Raw genomic sequence first — 16,416 nt, forward strand, 5'->3', positions numbered from 1 at the left:
GCCGCCTCCCCCGCAACCCTGGCCTAGAAATACCCTTTCTTCGGCCCTTCGCCATGGGGCGGCGGCATCAGCAGCGGCCAGGGCGAGCCATCGCTGCCCCGCTCCTGCTTCACGCAGATCAACGCCGGCTCGTCCCGGTCGAGCGCGGCCTTCAGCGCCGCCTCCAGCGCCTCCGGCGTATCCGCCCGCTCGGCATGAAGGCCAAAGCTCTTCGCCATGGCCACGAAATCCGGGTTGCCCAGTTCGGCCCCCAGCCTGCGACCCTCGTACATCGTGTCCTGGTCGCGCAGCACGTTGCCGAAGGCCCCGTTGTCGAAGACCACCACCACCACGCCGATGCCATGCTGCGCCGCCGTCGCCATCTCCTGCGCCCCGAACAGAAAGCCCCCGTCCCCGGTCACCGCCACCACGGCGCGGTCGGGGTTGGCCACCTTGACCCCCAGCGCGGTGTTGTAGCCGAACCCGAGGTTCTCCTGGTAGGCCGAGGTCACGTAGGTCCTTGGTTCATAAACCGGAAAGGCAAACCGCGCGGTAAAGCCCACCTGGCTGATCTCCTCCACGAAGAACCCGTCGCGCGGCAGCGCCGCCCGGATTGCCTTGAGAAAGCCCACCTGCGGCTGCACCCCGTCGATCTTCTCCTGCGCCGCCGCCCGCGCCGCTGCGATCGCCGCGCCCCGGTCCGGCCCCTCGCCCACGCGCCCCAGCAGCGCCGCGCAGGCCTCGCCCGCATCGCCCAGCACAAAGCCATCGGGCTTCAGCCGCACCGCCTCGGTCGGGTCGATGTCGATGCGCAGCACCTTCACCCCCTCGGGCTTCCATTGCCACCGCATGAAGGGCAGCTCCAGCCGCGAGCCGATGCCAAGGATCAGGTCGCAGTCGCGGTAAAGGTCGTAACCCGCCACCATGTTCACCGCGAGCGGGTCATCCTCGGGGATCACCCCCTTGCCGCTGCGATGCGCCACCACCGGCGCCCCGAGCTTGCGGGCGAGCGCCAAGACCTCGGCCCCCGCCCCCATCGCCCCGAAGCCGACAAAGATCATCGGGTTCTCCGCCTCGGCGATCATCTCCGCCGCCCGCGCGAGCTGGCCCTCGTCGAGCGGCGGCGGCAGCACCGCCTCCGCCTCGTAGCCTCCGCGCACGGTGCCCTTGGCGGCCATCACGTCCCAGGGTGCCTCGATGGCCGCAGGCCCGCCCCGGCCCCGGGCCATTTCGCCAAAGGCGCGGCCCAGCATGCGGCCCGTCTCGCTGGCATGTTCCACGCGCCCTGCCCAACGGGTGATGCTGCCCAGCGTCGCCAGCTGGTCGGGCAGCTCGTGCAGCTGCCCCCGCCCCTGCCCGATGAGGTTCGAAAAGATGTTGCCCGTCACGCAAAGCACCGGCGTGCCGCCCGCATAGGCCGTGCTCAGTGCGGCGCCCGCGTTCAGCACCCCAGGCCCCGGCACCACGGTAAACACGCCCGGCCTGCCGCTCGCGCGGGCATAGCCATAGGCCATGTAGCCCGCCCCCTGCTCGTGCCGCGTGTGGATGAACCGGATCCGCCCCGCCTCCCGCGCCAGCGCATCGTTGAAGGCATACATGTGCGCGCCCGGAATCCCGAAAACCACCTCTGTTCCCGCCTCGGCCAGCCCCGCCGCCAGCGCCTCGCCCGTGGTCCGCTCTGCCTCGTTGCCGCTCATCCTGCCCTCCCGGTGAATTTCATTCACATGTTAAGCACATGTGCGGGCCGTCCACAACGCCCGCCCGCGACCTTCCTGCCACACCGCCGCAAAGCAAGGCAAATCCCGAGGGCTTGCCTCATTCTGGTCACATTCGCGGCACCCAATATCCGAACAGAAGAGCAAAGCTCCCACTTGAGAGGCAGGAACCACAGCGCCGGAGAGCCCGTTGGTGTGGTAACAGAGCAAAGGAACAAGGCAATGGCACCCAGGAAATCGGCCAAGCCGGAGATGAAGACCGAAGAGCGCGCCGCCGAGAAGCGACAGCGCGACACACAGTCCGACATCTGGGATATCGCTCCCGATGCCGAGACCGACCAGCGGTACATCATCACCGACTGGGCCAGCATCTGACCCGCTGACATCCCCTGTCAGCAGGGGCGGCCGCCGCCCCTGTTCCGCGCCCCGTCCCGGCGCTAGGCTGCGGCCATCATGGCCGACTCCCGCACTCCTGTGTCCTCCATCCGCAATCTCGGCCCCGCGATGGAGGCTTCCTGCGCCCGCGCGGGCATCCACTCCGCCGAGGAGCTGGCCGCGCTCGGCACCGACGAGACCTACCGCCGCCTGCTGCAAACCGGCGCCCGCCCCCATTTCATCGCCTATTACGTCATCGAGATGGGCCTTCAGGGCCGCCCCTGGAACGACTGCAAGGGCAAGGAGAAGGAGCGCCTCCGCGCCCGCTTCGACGCCCTCGTGGCCGAGGCCCACGATCCCGGCCTCTCCGAGCTGGAGCGCACGCTCGACCAGATCGGCGTCCGCCCCGCCCCGCGCCGCTCATCCGGGCCTTGAGGGTTTACCCCGCCGCCTTCCCCAGCGTAACCTCGTGGCAACAGAAGGAGGGCGCACCATGGCCTGGATGCTCAACGGCGCAATGAACTTCGTGCTGATCGGACCGCTCGACGTGATCCGCGAGGAAACCGTCGGCTGGGATGCGGCGGCGGTGATCTACCCCTCGGTCTCCTCCTGCACCACTGTGACCCTCTACAACGGCGCCGCCGGAATGGCGGGCTTTCATGTGACCATGGGCACCACCCAGCCCAAGGTCGCCGCCCTGCTCGATCGCGCGGCAACCCACCTCGGCGGGGTCACGCACATCGTCCATGCCGGCCGACTGACCCAGAGCCTCCCCGGCGGCTGGAACACCTTCAACGGCCTGCAATGGCCGCAGCAGGCCGCCACCATGCGCGCCATGATCCCCGCCCCGGCCGCGGCGTCGCGCAGCGTCGATACCCCCGTGGGCATGCAGGTCAACGTCAAGGCCTACTGGCACAACAACGGCCCCGCCATCGCCCTCTCGCCCGACCCCAACGCCCTCACACCGGGCGCCGCTGGCTGGGCCCAGGTCGCGCTGACCTGAGCCGGGTCACCCGCGCGCACGCCATGTAAACCCTCTTCACATCGCGCCCGGCAGCCCCCATATCCCGGGCATGACCGCGCCCACATCCCTCACCGGCCCGCCCGTCGATGCCGAGATCGCCGCACTCCACCGCCTCGCCCGGCGGATGGATGCGCTCTTCCGCATCCCCGGCACCCAGGTCGATATCGGCCTCGACACCCTGCTCGGCCTCGTGCCGGTCGTGGGCGACACGCTCGCCGCCGCGCCCTCCGCCTGGATCATCTTCAAGGCCCACCGTCTCGGCGCCACTCCGGGCGCCCTGGCGCAAATGGCGCTGAACACCGCGCTCGACTGGTCCATCGGCTCGATCCCCTTGGTGGGCGACATCTTCGACGCCGCCTTCAACGCCAACATCCGCAACGTGACCCTGCTCGAGAAGAACCTCGCCAGCCAGGCCGCCCGCGCCCGCGAGGTTGGCCCCCGGCGGCTGAATCCGCGTGCCTCCGGAGCGCCCGCGCCCTAGGCTGCGCCAAATTCACGAGTCAAGGCGCTGTCCCCATGTCCAAATCCCTCGCCCGCGTCCGCTCCGCGCTCCAAACCGCGGGCCTTCCCGCAGAGATCCGCGAGATGCCCGAGAGCACCCGCACCGCCGCAGAGGCCGCCGCCGCCGCCGGCTGCGAGATCGACCAGATCGCCAAGTCGATCATCTTTGCCGGCAAGGCGAGCGGCGCGCTCTATCTCTTTCTCACCGCGGGCGGCAACCAGGTCGATCCCGCCAAGGCCAGCGCGGCGGCCGGCGAGCCGCTTGCCCGCGCCGACGGCAAGGTGGTGCGCGACCTCACCGGCTTCGCCATCGGCGGCGTCGCCCCCATCGGCCACCTCGCCGCACCCCGTGCCTTCCTCGACCCCCGCCTGCTCGACTTCGCACAGGTCTGGGCCGCCGCGGGCACCCCGCGCCACATCTTCTCCATCGCGCCGCACGACATGGCCCGCCTGGCAGATGCCACCACCACGGGGTTCACCGCATGATCCGCCCCGCCGCCGCCGCCCTCCTCGCCCTCTCCTTCCCGCTCAGCGCCCAAACGCCTCTCCAACCCGTGCCCGTCGGGCTCGAGGCGCTCGTCGTCGCCCTCGTCGAGCAACGCGCCGATGGTGAGCCCTCCACCTTCGGGCCCATCCTGCGCGAGCTGATCCTCAAGACCGATGACGACCCCACCAACGACAATCCCGGCCATGTCCTGACCCTCGGCGACCGGATGCGCCTCACCAGGGAGGCCGCGATCCTCCGCGTGGCCCTCACCGACGATCAGATCGTCCAGGCCTGGGCGCTCAAGGCCGACCTCGGGCGCGGCTGCACCGGCTTTCCCGCCGCGCTTCACGCCTTCTGGAGCGTTCCCGCGACCCAGGAGGCCACGCCGCGCCAGATCGCCACCCTCTCCGTGCTCGCTCTGGACCCCGCCACCAACGGCACCACCCCCGAGGCCCTGGCCGAAGCCTACCGCCGCGCCCTCTCCGACGCCGGCAACGCCCTGCCCGCCCGCATCGTCGAGATCCTGGCATCCCAAGGCCCCGAGCCCATCCCCGAACCGGCCGGATGCGCAGAAAAGCCCTGAAAATCAGGCTCCCCGGCAGTTTCTGCCCGTAAATGTAAAAAACATTCACATCGACCCTTGACCGATCCGGACCCCGCCCCCATCTGATGTAATGTGAAAGACATTCACATAGACCCAAACCGAAACGGAGACCTTCGATGAACACCGCCCAAACCGCCACCGTCACGCACCAGCCCGGCTGGTTCGCCCGTGCCGAAGGCTGGCTGGACGAGCGTGGCAAGGGAGCCTGGATCGCAGCCATGGTGCTGGGGTTCATCTTCTTCTGGCCCCTCGGTCTCGCCCTTCTCGCCTACATGATCTGGAGCAAACGCATGTTTTCCGGCCGCTGCGCCGCCAAGCGCACCCAAGGGCACCACGCCCACACCATGATGAACCGCCGCCACGGCTTCCGCAGCTCGGGCAACACCGCCTTCGATGCCTACAAGGCCGAAACCCTGCGCCGGCTCGAAGACGAGCAGGAGGCCTTCGAGAACTTTCTCGACCGTCTGCGCGAAGCCAAGGACAAGCAGGAGTTCGATGCCTTCATGGATGACCGGGCCAAGGCCGCCCGCGCCCCCAAGGACGCTGACGCCGACGCCGAGGGTGAACCCGAGCTGAACGAGCCCCGCTGAGGCCCGCACGGAACGGGGCAGCGCCCCCCGCGTTAGTCCCCCGAAGGCCCGCCGCTTCCTCCCCCCTGAGCGGCGGGCCCCTGGCATAACACCGGAGAAGCCCCACATGTCCGCCATGGACTACACCAGCACCCACCCCCTCCCCGACCCCGAGCTGAACCCCGAGTTCTACGCCGACACGCCGGCCAAACGCTTCTTCGCCTGGCTGGTCGACGGGGTGCTGATCTTCCTCGTGACCCTGCTGGTGCTGCCCTTCACCGCCTTCACCGGGCTCTTCTTCTACCCGTTGCTCTGGCTGGTCATCTCCTTCGCCTACCGCACCATCACCCTGGCCTCCGGCTCCGCGACCTGGGGCATGCGGCTCATGTCGGTGGAGATGCGCACCCATCGCGGCGCACGCTTCGGGCTGGGCGAGGCCTTCGTCCACACGCTGATCTATTCCTTTGCGATCTCGACCTTCTTCATCCAGGTCATTTCGATCGTGCTGATGCTCACCACCGCCCGCCGCCAGAGCCTGGGCGACCATCTCCTGGGCAGCGTGGCGATCAACCGGGCAGCCACTGCAGGCTGACCGGGGCCTTTCGCCGCATGTCGCCCCTCCGCCGCGCCTCCCCCGTTCTGGGGGCTTGGCGTGGCGTCATGCCACTGTTACCGTCCTGTGGACGAAAGCAAATCACCCGTTCGCCCTTGCGCCACACGCTCCCCATCGCGCCCCAGTTCTACGTGACGGCTCCGCAGCCCTGCCCCTACCTCGACGGGCGGATGGAGCGGAAGCTGTTCACCGCGTTGCAGGGCGAGGGCGCCGAAAAGCTGAACGACACGCTGAGCCAGCAGGGCTTCCGCCGCAGCCAGAACGTGCTTTACCGCCCCTCCTGCGCCGATTGTTCGGCCTGCATGTCGGCCCGGATCCGGGTTGCCGACTTCCGGCCCACCCGGAGCCAGAAGCGGGTGGTCAAGCGCAACGCCGCGCTCACCCGCAAGGCCAACAGCCCCTGGGCCACCGAGGAGCAATACGCCCTCTTCCGCCGCTACCTCGACCAGCGCCACGCCGATGGCGGCATGGCCGACATGGACATCTTCGAGTTCGCCGCGATGATCGAGGAGACCCCGGTCAAGAGCCGGGTGATCGAATATCACCTGCCCCCGGGGGCCGAGGGCAACGACACCGGCGAGGACAAGCTCATCGCCGTCTGCCTGACCGACGTGCTCGAGGACGGGGTGAGCCTGGTCTATTCCTTCTTCGAACCGGCGATGGAGCGGCACTCGCTCGGGCGCTACATCATCCTCGATCACATCGAGATCGCCCGCGAGGCCGGCCTGCCCTATGTCTATCTCGGCTACTGGGTGCCCGGCTCGCCGAAGATGGGCTACAAGGCCAGCTACGGCGCGCTCGAGATCTACAAGGCCGGTGCCTGGCGCGACCTGGTCGACCCCGAGGCCCACCGGCAAGACCTGCATCCGCTCTCGGTCGATCCGATCGCCGAGCAGGTCGCCCGCATCCGCCTGCCCGACAGCCGCCCCGCGCCAACCCGCCGCGACTGAGCGCGATGGCGCCGCCGCCGGCGGGAGACGCGCCGCAGGGCCGCCCTATTCGCCCAGGCGCACCGTGATCCCCGCCGCCTCCAGCGCCGGTCCCAGGTCGCGCGCGAAGGTCGAAGAGGTCACCGGCCCCGCCACCCGCAGCACGATCCGGCCCGCACCGTCGATCAGGTAGGTCTCCGGCACGCCGTAGACCCCCCAGCCAAAACCGTTGCGCCCGTTGGTGTCGGCTCCGATGGCGGCATAGGGGTTGCCGAGTTCCGCAAGAAAATCCGCCGCCTTCGCCGGATCGTCCTTGTAATTGATCCCGTAGACCGGCACGCCCGCCTCCGCGATCGCCACCAGGTTGGGGTGCTCCACCCGGCAGGGCGCGCACCAGCTGGCCCAGAAGTTCACCAGCTTCAGCCCCTCGCCGTCGAGCAGCGCACGGGTCAGCTCCGGCTCGCCCGCAAAGCCGTCCAGCATCAGATCCGGCGCCGGAAGGCCGATCATCGTCGAGGGCAGCTCCTCCTGCCCCGCCCGCCCGTTGCCGAGCCAGAAGGCCACGCCGAGCGCGAGGATCACCACGAAGGGCACAAAATGCAGCGGCTTCACTTGCGTTCCTCCTCCATTCGCCGCAGCCGCTCGCGCACCTGCGCTCCGCGCCTCAGGCTCAGCCACAACAGCCCGGCCAGGATCGCGATCGACCCGGCATAGGCCAGCAGCACCTCGGCGGCATATTTCCCCAGCTCAGGCATCGGCCATCCGCGCCCGCGCCTCCAGCGCCTTGATCCGCCTGGCCCTGATCTCGGTCCGCGTCCGCAGCAGCACCAGCGCGATGAACAGCAGCACGAAACCCGCCATGCTCACGAAGAGCGGCACCGCGTAGACGTTGCTCACCTTCTCCTCCGTGTCGGCCCCCGTCACCGCCCCGGCCCGCAGCACCGAGGCCCCCTGGTGCAGCCCCTGGTTCCAGAAGTTCACCGCATAGCGGCTGAGCAGCGCAAAGACCGAGCCGACTAGGCAGAGCACGCTGGTCAGATCGGCCGCCGTGTCCGGGTCGTCGATCGCCGCCCAGAGCGCCATGTAGCCCAGGTAGAACAGGAACAGGATCAGAAACGAGGTCAGCCGCGGGTCCCAGGCCCACCAGGTCCCCCACATCGGCTGGCCCCAGACCGCCCCGGTGAAGAGCGCGATCAGCGTCATCGCCACGCCCACGGGGGCCGCCGCCTTGGCCGCCAGCGCGCTCACATGGTGCCGCCGGACCACCCAGATCAGCGAGCAGACCAGCATCATCGCCCAGGCATTGATCGCCATCATCGCCGCCGGCACGTGCAGGAAGATGATCTTCACCGTCGCGCCCTGCTTGTAATCCTCCGGCGTCGCAAAGAACCCCCAGGCCACGCCCGCCAGCGTCAGCACGCCCGCCGCCACGGCGAACCACGGCAGCAGGCGCCCGCTGGTGGCCATGAACTTGACCGGATTTGCATATTCCCACAGCGACATGCCGCGCACCCTAGGCCCCGTCCCGCTTCGGCTCAAGACACATAGCCCGGAGCCCCTCAGCGCAGGTTGATACGTATTGCCGCAGCCGATGCGAAGGGCAAAAGCGCCACCGCCCCTGCCGTCAGCCCGCCCAGCAGCGCCAGCGGCGTGCCCACGGCCAGCGCCTCGGTGCCCCGCCGCGCCACCTCGGCCCCGAAGATCAGCACCGGCACGTAGAGCGGCAGCACGATCAGGCTCAGGAGCAGCCCGCCCCGCTTCAGCCCCACCGTCAGCGCCGCCCCGAAGCAGCCGATCACCGAAAGCGCGGGCGTGCCCACCGCCAGCGAGACGGTCAGCCACAGGAATCCCGGCCCCGGCAGGTGCAGGAGCACCCCCAGCACGGGGGCGGCCAGCACCAGCGGCAGGCCGGTGGTCAGCCAATGCGCCAGCGCCTTCACCGCCGCCACGCCCTCCAACGGCACCGGCGCCGTGGAGAGAAGCTCCAGCGAGCCATCTTCGATATCCAGCGCAAAGATCCGGTCGAGCGACAGGAGACAGGCCAGCAGCGCCCCCAGCCACAGCACCCCCGCCGCGATCTCCCCCAAGACCTCCGGCTGAGGGCCCACGGCAAAGGGCACCAGTGTGACCACGATCAGGAAGAAGGCGAGCGCCAGCCCGAATCCGCCGCCCGCCCGCACCGCCAGCCGCAAGTCCCTGACCAGCAAGGCCCTCACCGCTCCGCTCCAGTGGCTTGCCGAAAGTGCTCATCCCCGCCACCGGCCCCCCGGCGCATCGCCTGGACGGCAGGCGCAGGGTGGGCGACACCCACCAAGCCCGGGCGGTGAGCGCACCGAAAAGCCCCGCCCCCCGAGCGCAGCGCGGCCCCCGAAGGCCGCCTCACAGGAAGGCCTCGTCAAACCCGCCGGGCGCGGCCCGCTCCACCGCCCTGAACGGCCCGAGCTCCAGCACCCGCGCCTCCTCCAGCCCGAGCCCGATATGGGTGGCGATCACCGCCGCCCCGCCCGCCGCCACATGCCCGCGCACCACGCCGGCAAAAAGCGCCACCGAATCCGCGTCGAGCGAGACCGTCGGCTCGTCGAGCAGCCACAGCGCCCGCCCCGTCACCAGCAGCCGCGCAAGGCCCAGCCGCCGTTTCTGCCCCGCGCTCAGGCTGCCCGCCTGCCGTTCCGCCAGGGCGCCCAGACGCATCCGCTCCAGCGCATCCCCCACCGGGCGCTCGTGCAGCTCCGCCCAGAAGGCCAGGTTTTCGCGCACCGTCAGCGTGGCCTTCAGCCCGTCCGAATGTGCCGCATAGGCCGCGCCCTCGCTCTCCACCCGGCCTTTTACGGGCGGCGCCAGCCCCGCCAGCACCCGCAGCAGCGAGGTCTTGCCCACCCCGTTCGGCCCGCGCAGCACCAGCACCTCGCCGGCCGCCACCTTGAAGGACAGCCCCTCCAGCACCGGCACCCCGCCCCGCGCCACCACCAGGTTTTCTGCATGAAGCAGGGTCAAACGCCACCCACCGGGATCAGCGCGGCCGCAACCCGGCGCCCCTCGCTCAGAAGCACGTTGTAGGCCCGCGCGGCCGAGGGCGAGGCCATCACGTCCAGCCCCTGGCCCGTCAGTTCGACCGCCTCGCGCAACGCGCGCGGCACCGGGGCAATCTCGCCGCCCATGCCCAGAAACAGCACATCCACCCGCCCGGCGATCTCGACCAGCGCGGCGGCATCCTCCAGACCGCCCCAGGGGTGCAGGCCACCCGGCCCCACCAGCACCGGCCCCTCGATCACCTGGCCGCCCACGCGCCAGAACCCCGGCCCGTAGCCCTGGACCGGCATCTCGCCCCTGAATTCCACTTCGGTGATCCGCATGTCCGCCTTAATCGCCAAAGATCGGCAGCCCCGCAAGGGCCGAGGCGATGAAGACGGCATAGGCCACCGCGCGATAAAGCCGCGCCTTCTCGGGATCGAAGAGCGCCTGCCCCGCGAGGTTGCCCGCCACGTAAGGCGGGATCAGCAGCAGCCCGAGCGCGATGCCGGGCCATGAGAGCACGCCCCGCAGCGCAAAGACCACGCCGAGCATGGCCACGAAGGACAGCATGAAAAGCAGCGTCGTCGCCCGCACCCGCTCGGGGCGGTATTGCCCGCCAAGATAGGCCAGCACCACCGGCGGCCCCGGCATGCCGACGAAGCCGCCCAGAAAGCCCGAGGCCACGCCCACGCCCGCGAGCCCCTTCGGGCCGAGGTCCACATGGTGCCGCCAGCCCGAGATCAGCAGCGCCACCAGCGCCAGCGAAAGCCCCGACACGCCCCAGCGAAACACCGCAGGGTCGGAGGCCGTCAGCGCATAGGTGCCCAGGGGCAGCGCCAGCACGCAGCCCGCCAGCATCCAGCCGAGGTCGCGCCCCCGCACGTCGCGGATGGCGCGCGGCAGCACCGGGGCCGAGCCCGCCACGTCCACCGCGATCACCGCGGCCATCACCGCGAGCGGCGGCAGAAAGATCGAGGCCAGCGGGATGAACACCATCCCCGTGCCGAACCCGGCAAAGCCGCGCACCAGCCCCGCGAGCCCGATGATGGCCACGAGCCACCAGAAGCCTTCGAGCGCCCAGGCCTCCCGAAACGCCTCGATCATGCCGCAGGGTGGGTGAACCCCACCATCCCGAGCCTCGTCATCCCGCAATCCCCCTCGCCGATCCCCGCACTCGCACCCTCTCTCACCACACCGGCAGGCTCATCGCCACCGCGAGGCCGATGAGCCCATAGGCCACGCGGCGATAGAGCGCCTCGTTCTGCGGCCGAAACAGCGCCTGCCCGGTCAGCGCCCCAACCGCGTAGACCGGCACCACCAGGACCGCGAGCCAGAGCGCCTCGGCCCGGATCAGCCCCTGCACCCAGAGCATCGGCAGAAGCAGCATCGACAGCAGGGTCAGAAACGCGATCGTCGAGGCCCGCACCTCCGCCGCGCTCGCCTTGCCCGAGAGCTTGAAGAGGATCATCACCGGCCCGGTCAGCCCGGTCGCCCCGCCAAGCACCCCCGAGGCCGCGCCCACGCCGAGCAGGGCGCCCGCGCTGTCCCGGGTCTTCCGCCGCCAGCCCGCGACCAGCGCACAGAGCGTTGCGGCGGCCACCGCGCAGATGCCCCAGCGCATCGCCTCCGGGTCCGCGACCTTCAACAGCCACACGCCCACAGGCAGGCCGATGAGCGAGGCGGCGAGCAGGATCCCGGTGTCGCGGGTGTCGGCCAGCTTCAGCGCCCGCGGCAGCACCGTGACCACCGAGGCCAGCCCCATGCAGGCCTCCAGCGTCACCGCCTCCACCGGCCCGACACGGGCGGCGGCCACCGGCATGAAGATCAGCGCCGCGCCGAAGCCCGCAAAGCCATAGGCCAGCCCCGCCGCCCCCGCCGCCACCAGCACCCAGACCACCCCGGGCACCGCCAGCGCCGCGAGGAGCGGGTCAGGCATCCGAAGTGGAAAACTGCGTGCCGCCCGGCCCGCCGTCCGAAGGCTTCGACCAGTCGCGCTTGGTGCCCAGCATCAGCACGATGTTCTTGGCCACATAGACCGACGAATAGGTGCCCACGACCACGCCCCAGGTGATCGCGAAGACAAAGCCCCGGATCACGTCACCGCCCAGCACCAGCAACGCGATGAGCGCAATGAGCGTGGTGCCCGAGGTCATCACCGTCCGGCTCAGGGTCTCGTTCACGCTGACGTTCATCACGTCCTGCAAGGCCATCTTCTTGTACTTGATGAGGTTCTCCCGCACCCGGTCGAAGATCACCACCGTGTCGTTGATCGAGTAGCCCACGATGGTCAGCAGCGCCGCGATGGTGGCCAGGTCGAAGCGGATCTGGAACACCGCGAAGATCCCGATGGTCAGCAGCACGTCGTGGAACAGCGCAACCACGGCGCCCAGGCTGAACTGCCACTCGAAGCGCAACCAGATATACACCATGATCGCGCCCAGCGAGGCCAGCACGGCCAGGATCGCGCTCTGCACCAGCTCTCCGCTCACCTTGGGGCCCACGCTCTCGACGGAGGTGAAGGTGATGCTCTCGTCCACCCCCTTCAGGGCCGCCTCCACATCCGCGATCATCTGCTCGTCGGCGCTCTCCGCCCCCTCCTGCGCCTGGATCCGCAGCATGGCCACATGCTCGTCGGCGGCGAAGGTCGGGTCGAACACCTCGCTGATCGCCACGTCGCCCAGGTTGAGCGGCTGCAACGCGTCGCGATAGGCGCCCACGTCCACCGGCTGGCTGCTCTCGGTCCGGATCGTCGTGCCGCCCTGAAAGTCGATGCCGAAGTTCAAGCCCATGGTCAGCCAGGCCACGACCGACAGCACCATAAGCACCATCGAGGCCCCGAAGGTCACCTTCCGCGCCGCGAAGAAGTTGATGTTGGTCGTCTCGGGAACCAGTCTCAAACGCATCGGATCATACCTCGATCGTCTTGGGCCGCGCCCGTTCGAACCATGTCACGATCATCAGCCGCGTCACGTAGATCGCGGTGAAGACGCTCGTGATGATCCCCAGCGCCAGCGTCACCGAGAAGCCGCGCACCGGCCCCGAGCCCATGACAAAGAGAATGGTCGCGGTGATGAAGGTGGTGATGTTGGCGTCGATGATGGCCGAGAGCGCCTTCTCGTAGCCGAGCGAGATCGCCCGGCTCGGCCCCTTGGCCGTCTTCAGCTCCTCGCGGATCCGCTCGAAGACCAGCACGTTGGCATCGACCGCCATGCCGATGGTCAGCACGATCCCGGCGATGCCGGGCAGCGTCAGCGTCGCCCCGATGGTGCTGAGCAGGCCAAAGATCAGGCCCACGTTGATCATGAGCGCGATATTGGCGAACACCCCGAAGAGCCCGTAGCTCAGCACCATGAAGATCAGCACCGCCGTAAAGGCCACCGCGCAGGCGATGGTGCCGGCCCGGATGCTGTCGGCACCAAGCTCCGGCCCGATCGTCCGCTCCTGCAGAAAATCCATGCCCGCCGGCAGCGCGCCCGCACGCAGCAGCACCGCGAGGTCGCTGCTCTCCTGCACCGAGAAGTTGCCGGTGATGATCCCGGTCCCGCCCGGAATGTGGCTGCGGATCACCGGCGCCGAGATCACCTCGTCGTCGAGCACGATGGCGAAGGGGCTGCCGATGTTCTCGGCGGTGTAGTCGCCGAACTTGCGCGCGCCCGAGGCATTGAACCGGAAGTTCACCGCAGGCTGGCCGTTCTGGTCGAAGTCGGGCTGCGCGTCGGTCAGCTCCTCGCCGGTCACCACCGGCGTCTCCTCCAACACGTAGAACACGCCCTGCTCGTCGGGGTCGGCACTGGGCAGGGTGATCGTCCGGCCCGTGGCATCGGCCCCCGCGTCGGACGAGGACACCCGCTGCACGACCGGGTGGAAGGTCAGCTTGGCCGTGGTCCCGATCAGGTCCTTCAGCTCCTGCGCCGAGCCGATGCCCGGCACCTGGATGATGATCCGGTCCGCGCCCTGCCGCTGGATCGTCGGCTCCCGCGTGCCCACCTCGTCGACCCGGCGGCGGATGATCTCGAGGCTCTGCTGCACCGTGCGTGCATCCGAAAGCTCGCGCTCGGCCTCCGAGAGCTGAACCACCAGGATGTCGCCCTCGGCGGTGACGGTGATATCGGTCGCACCGGGATGGGAGAGCGAAACCACCTGCCGCGCCAGCCCCTCAACCTCGGCAATCGCCGCCGCCATCTGGTCGGCGTTCTGGATCCGCACGCGCAGCTGGTCTTCCGGCCCCTCGACCCGGCGAATGGTGCCGACCGTGCCGCGCAGGTCGCGCAGCGCATCGCGCACCTCGGGCCACATGGCCGTCATCCGTTCGGCATAGACCTCTTCCACCCGGACCCGGCCCAGCAGATGCGCCCCGCCCCGCAGGTCGAGGCCCAGGTTCACCAGGTTGTTGGGCAGATAGCCCGGCCACTTGGCCGCATCGGCCTCCAGCTCCGGCGTGGCCCCGCCCGTCTCGATCGCCGCCACCGCGTCATTGTGGGTCTCGACCCGGCCGTAAAAGACATTGGGCATCGCCGCCAGCAGACCCGCGGCCACGAGCACCCAGATCACCAGGCGATTGAAAAAGGAGATTTGAAGCATGAGCCCCCCGCCGAGCTAGCGCGCCGCGCCTGTTACGACTGTGCGTCAGCCGCCGGTTCGGTCTTGCTGAGCACCTGGGCGACGGTCGATTTCACGACCCGCACCTTCACGCCCTCGGCGATTTCCACCTCGACCTCGTTCTCGTCGCGCACCTTCACGACCTTGCCGACGATCCCGCCCTGGGTGATGATCTGGTCCCCCCGGCGGAGCGCGGCAACCATGGCCTGGTGCTGCTTCAGCTTCTTCTGCTGCGGACGGATGAGGAGAAAGTACATGATCCCGAAGATCAGGATCAGCGGCACGATGGATTCAAAGCCCTGCATGGAGGCTCCTTGTTTTTCTTGTTTCCTGTCCCCGCACGAGGGGCGGGCGTTTCGGCGCGCACCCTATGGCCCGTCATGGGGCGATGCAAGCGCGTGAGGCGGCAGATAAGGACGATTTGACCGGAACGCCAGAGGAAGGGGTGATTGTGTCGCGCCCCCCACCGGGTCCGCCGGGCCGGCGCGGCCACCCACCCTGCCCCAGCGCACAGCCCGCCCGGTTAACCCCCCGCATCGGTGCGTAAACCGCGTATGTATGGGTTGTGCATGGGTTGTGCATGGGTTGTGACGATTAATGCTTCACTAACAAACACCGCCTTGTTAACCCCTCCGCACGGTGGGTCTGGTAGGCCCGCGCCAGCAACGACAGGACCTCAGAGATGCACGATATCCGCACCATCCGCGAAAATCCCGCCGGCTTCGACGCCGCCATGGCGCGGCGCGGGATCTCTTCGGCCTCCGCCCCCATCCTCGCTCTCGACGAGGCCCGCCGCGCCGCCATCACCGCCGCCGAGGCCGCCCAGGCCGAGCGCAACGCGGCCTCCAGGGACGTCGGGGCCGCCAAGGCCGCCGGCAACGAGGCCGAGTTCGAGCGCCTCCGCGCCCTTGTCGCTGAAAAGAAAGACGAAATCGCCCGCCTCGAGGAGGAGTCCAAGAGCAAGGACGCCGAGCTGCGCGAGATCCTGATGGGCCTGCCCAACCTGTTGCAGGACGACGTGCCCGACGGCGCCGACGAAACCCAGAACGTCGAGATCCACCGCTGGGGCACGCCCCGCGATTTCGCCTTCGCGCCGCTTGAGCATTACGAGCTGCCCGGCGCGAAGGAGGCGATGGACTTCGAGACCGCCGCCAAGCTCTCGGGCTCGCGCTTCGTGCTGATGAGCGGCGGAATTGCCCGTATTCACAGGGCCTTGTCCCAGTTCATGCTCGATTTGCACATCACCCAGCACGGGCTCACCGAGGTCAACGGCCCGGTCCTGGTGCGCGAGGAAACCATGCTCGGCACCGGCCAGCTGCCCAAGTTCGGCGAAGACAGCTACCAGACCCGCGAGGGCTACTGGCTGATCCCCACCTCCGAGGTGACGCTGACCAACATCGTGGCCGATTGCCTCATCGCCGAGAGCTATCTGCCGCGCCGCTACACCGCCCATTCGCTCTGCTTCCGCTCCGAAGCGGGCAGCGCGGGCCGCGACACCGCCGGCATGCTCCGCCAGCACCAGTTCGAGAAGGTCGAGATGGTCTCGATCGTGCACCCCGACGCTTCGGCCGCCGAGCAGACCCGGATGACCAACTGCGCCCAGGCCGTTCTGGAAGCCCTTGAATTGCCTTACAGAACCGTCGTGCTCTGCTCGGGCGACACCGGCTTCGGCGCACGCCGCACCCACGATCTCGAGGTCTGGCTGCCGGGGCAGAACACCTACCGCGAGATCTCCTCGGTCTCCAACTGCGGCGATTTCCAGGCCCGCCGGATGAACGCCCGCTTCCGCCCCGAGGGCGGCGGCAAGCCCGAGTTCGTCCACACGCTCAACGGCTCCGGCCTCGCCGTGGGCCGCGCGCTGATCGCGGTGCTCGAGAACGGCCAGCAGCAGGACGGCACGGTAACCCTGCCTTCCGTGCTGCACGCCTATACTGGCGGCCTGACCACGCTGACGCGCGACGGAACCCTTGCCTGATCCCCTTGCTCCCCCGCTCTGCGGGCCCTACATC

The 16,416-nt window shown here is 69.2% G+C and carries 22 protein-coding genes; 10 read left to right on the top strand and 12 right to left on the bottom strand.

Annotation, left to right across the window (positions count from 1 at the left end):
* Nucleotides 1–23: 23 nt before the first annotated feature.
* Entirely contained in the window at nucleotides 24–1,676 is a 1,653-nt protein-coding gene (locus BUR94_RS08755) for a thiamine pyrophosphate-dependent enzyme (RefSeq protein WP_074255881.1), read from the bottom strand.
* Between the two features lie 240 nt (nucleotides 1,677–1,916).
* On the opposite strand from BUR94_RS08755, the gene BUR94_RS20660 reads away from it, so the two are divergent.
* The 9 genes from BUR94_RS20660 (at nucleotide 1,917) to BUR94_RS08795 (ending at nucleotide 6,817) form a co-directional block, all read left to right on the top strand.
* Nucleotides 1,917–2,069: a hypothetical protein gene (locus BUR94_RS20660; RefSeq protein WP_175570441.1), complete on the top strand. Its 153-nt coding sequence runs from the start codon at nucleotides 1,917–1,919 to the stop codon at nucleotides 2,067–2,069.
* Between the two features lie 78 nt (nucleotides 2,070–2,147).
* A complete protein-coding gene (locus BUR94_RS08760) occupies nucleotides 2,148–2,504 on the top strand; it encodes a TfoX/Sxy family protein (RefSeq protein ID WP_074255882.1) in 357 nt (118 codons plus the stop codon).
* Between the two features lie 58 nt (nucleotides 2,505–2,562).
* Nucleotides 2,563–3,072, top strand: coding sequence for a hypothetical protein (locus BUR94_RS08765; protein WP_074255883.1), 510 nt, complete (start codon nucleotides 2,563–2,565; stop codon nucleotides 3,070–3,072).
* A 70-nt stretch (nucleotides 3,073–3,142) separates the two neighbouring features.
* A complete protein-coding gene (locus BUR94_RS08770) occupies nucleotides 3,143–3,574 on the top strand; it encodes a DUF4112 domain-containing protein (RefSeq protein ID WP_074255884.1) in 432 nt (143 codons plus the stop codon).
* A 35-nt stretch (nucleotides 3,575–3,609) separates the two neighbouring features.
* Complete coding sequence (locus tag BUR94_RS08775; RefSeq protein ID WP_074255885.1) at nucleotides 3,610–4,080, top strand: YbaK/EbsC family protein; 471 nt, start codon at nucleotides 3,610–3,612, stop codon at nucleotides 4,078–4,080.
* Nucleotides 4,077–4,664, top strand: coding sequence for a hypothetical protein (locus BUR94_RS08780; RefSeq protein ID WP_074255886.1), 588 nt, complete (start codon nucleotides 4,077–4,079; stop codon nucleotides 4,662–4,664). Before BUR94_RS08775 ends, BUR94_RS08780 begins: the two co-directional genes overlap by 4 nt.
* Before the next feature lie 137 nt (nucleotides 4,665–4,801).
* Complete coding sequence (locus tag BUR94_RS08785) at nucleotides 4,802–5,275, top strand: DUF2852 domain-containing protein (protein ID WP_074255887.1); 474 nt, start codon at nucleotides 4,802–4,804, stop codon at nucleotides 5,273–5,275.
* A gap of 115 nt (nucleotides 5,276–5,390) precedes the next feature.
* On the top strand, nucleotides 5,391–5,846 hold the full coding sequence (locus BUR94_RS08790; protein ID WP_074257647.1) for an RDD family protein: 456 nt from the start codon (nucleotides 5,391–5,393) through the stop codon (nucleotides 5,844–5,846).
* A gap of 116 nt (nucleotides 5,847–5,962) precedes the next feature.
* Nucleotides 5,963–6,817, top strand: a complete 855-nt coding sequence (locus BUR94_RS08795) for an arginyltransferase (RefSeq protein WP_074255888.1) — start codon at nucleotides 5,963–5,965, stop codon at nucleotides 6,815–6,817.
* 45 nt (nucleotides 6,818–6,862) lie between these two features.
* Here the strand turns inward: BUR94_RS08795 and BUR94_RS08800 are convergent, their stop codons facing one another.
* From BUR94_RS08800 to yajC, 11 genes are all read right to left on the bottom strand, one after another.
* Nucleotides 6,863–7,408, bottom strand: coding sequence for a DsbE family thiol:disulfide interchange protein (locus BUR94_RS08800; RefSeq protein WP_074255889.1), 546 nt, complete (start codon nucleotides 7,406–7,408; stop codon nucleotides 6,863–6,865).
* Nucleotides 7,405–7,551 carry a heme exporter protein CcmD gene (gene ccmD, locus BUR94_RS08805; RefSeq protein WP_074255890.1) on the bottom strand — a complete coding sequence of 49 codons (147 nt, stop codon included), beginning with the start codon at nucleotides 7,549–7,551 and terminating at the stop codon, nucleotides 7,405–7,407. Before ccmD ends, BUR94_RS08800 begins: the two co-directional genes overlap by 4 nt.
* Nucleotides 7,544–8,299 (bottom strand): heme ABC transporter permease, encoded by a 756-nt coding sequence (locus BUR94_RS08810; RefSeq protein ID WP_074255891.1) that lies wholly within the window; start codon nucleotides 8,297–8,299, stop codon nucleotides 7,544–7,546. The genes ccmD and BUR94_RS08810 overlap by 8 nt, the downstream gene beginning before the upstream one ends.
* 56 nt (nucleotides 8,300–8,355) lie before the next feature.
* Entirely contained in the window at nucleotides 8,356–9,012 is a 657-nt protein-coding gene (gene ccmB, locus BUR94_RS08815; RefSeq protein WP_074255892.1) for a heme exporter protein CcmB, read from the bottom strand.
* Between the two features lie 163 nt (nucleotides 9,013–9,175).
* Nucleotides 9,176–9,790 (bottom strand): heme ABC exporter ATP-binding protein CcmA, encoded by a 615-nt coding sequence (gene ccmA, locus BUR94_RS08820; RefSeq protein ID WP_074255893.1) that lies wholly within the window; start codon nucleotides 9,788–9,790, stop codon nucleotides 9,176–9,178.
* Nucleotides 9,787–10,149, bottom strand: a complete 363-nt coding sequence (locus tag BUR94_RS08825) for an Mth938-like domain-containing protein (protein WP_074255894.1) — start codon at nucleotides 10,147–10,149, stop codon at nucleotides 9,787–9,789. The genes ccmA and BUR94_RS08825 overlap by 4 nt, the downstream gene beginning before the upstream one ends.
* Nucleotides 10,150–10,156: 7 nt before the next feature.
* Nucleotides 10,157–10,912, bottom strand: coding sequence for a sulfite exporter TauE/SafE family protein (locus BUR94_RS08830; protein WP_074255895.1), 756 nt, complete (start codon nucleotides 10,910–10,912; stop codon nucleotides 10,157–10,159).
* Nucleotides 10,913–10,994: 82 nt separating this feature from the next.
* Entirely contained in the window at nucleotides 10,995–11,744 is a 750-nt protein-coding gene (locus BUR94_RS08835) for a sulfite exporter TauE/SafE family protein (protein WP_074255896.1), read from the bottom strand.
* Nucleotides 11,737–12,711 (bottom strand): protein translocase subunit SecF, encoded by a 975-nt coding sequence (gene secF, locus BUR94_RS08840; RefSeq protein ID WP_074255897.1) that lies wholly within the window; start codon nucleotides 12,709–12,711, stop codon nucleotides 11,737–11,739. Before secF ends, BUR94_RS08835 begins: the two co-directional genes overlap by 8 nt.
* Before the next feature lie 4 nt (nucleotides 12,712–12,715).
* Nucleotides 12,716–14,389 carry a protein translocase subunit SecD gene (gene secD / locus BUR94_RS08845; protein WP_074255898.1) on the bottom strand — a complete coding sequence of 558 codons (1,674 nt, stop codon included), beginning with the start codon at nucleotides 14,387–14,389 and terminating at the stop codon, nucleotides 12,716–12,718.
* 32 nt (nucleotides 14,390–14,421) lie between these two features.
* Nucleotides 14,422–14,712, bottom strand: a complete 291-nt coding sequence (yajC, locus tag BUR94_RS08850; RefSeq protein ID WP_074255899.1) for a preprotein translocase subunit YajC — start codon at nucleotides 14,710–14,712, stop codon at nucleotides 14,422–14,424.
* A gap of 377 nt (nucleotides 14,713–15,089) precedes the next feature.
* Between yajC and serS the strand changes: the two genes are divergently transcribed.
* Nucleotides 15,090–16,382: a serine--tRNA ligase gene (serS, locus tag BUR94_RS08855; protein WP_074255900.1), complete on the top strand. Its 1,293-nt coding sequence runs from the start codon at nucleotides 15,090–15,092 to the stop codon at nucleotides 16,380–16,382.
* Nucleotides 16,383–16,416: the final 34 nt, after the last annotated feature.

The sequence above is a fragment of the Vannielia litorea genome (assembly GCF_900142295.1).
Taxonomy (GTDB): domain Bacteria; phylum Pseudomonadota; class Alphaproteobacteria; order Rhodobacterales; family Rhodobacteraceae; genus Vannielia; species Vannielia litorea.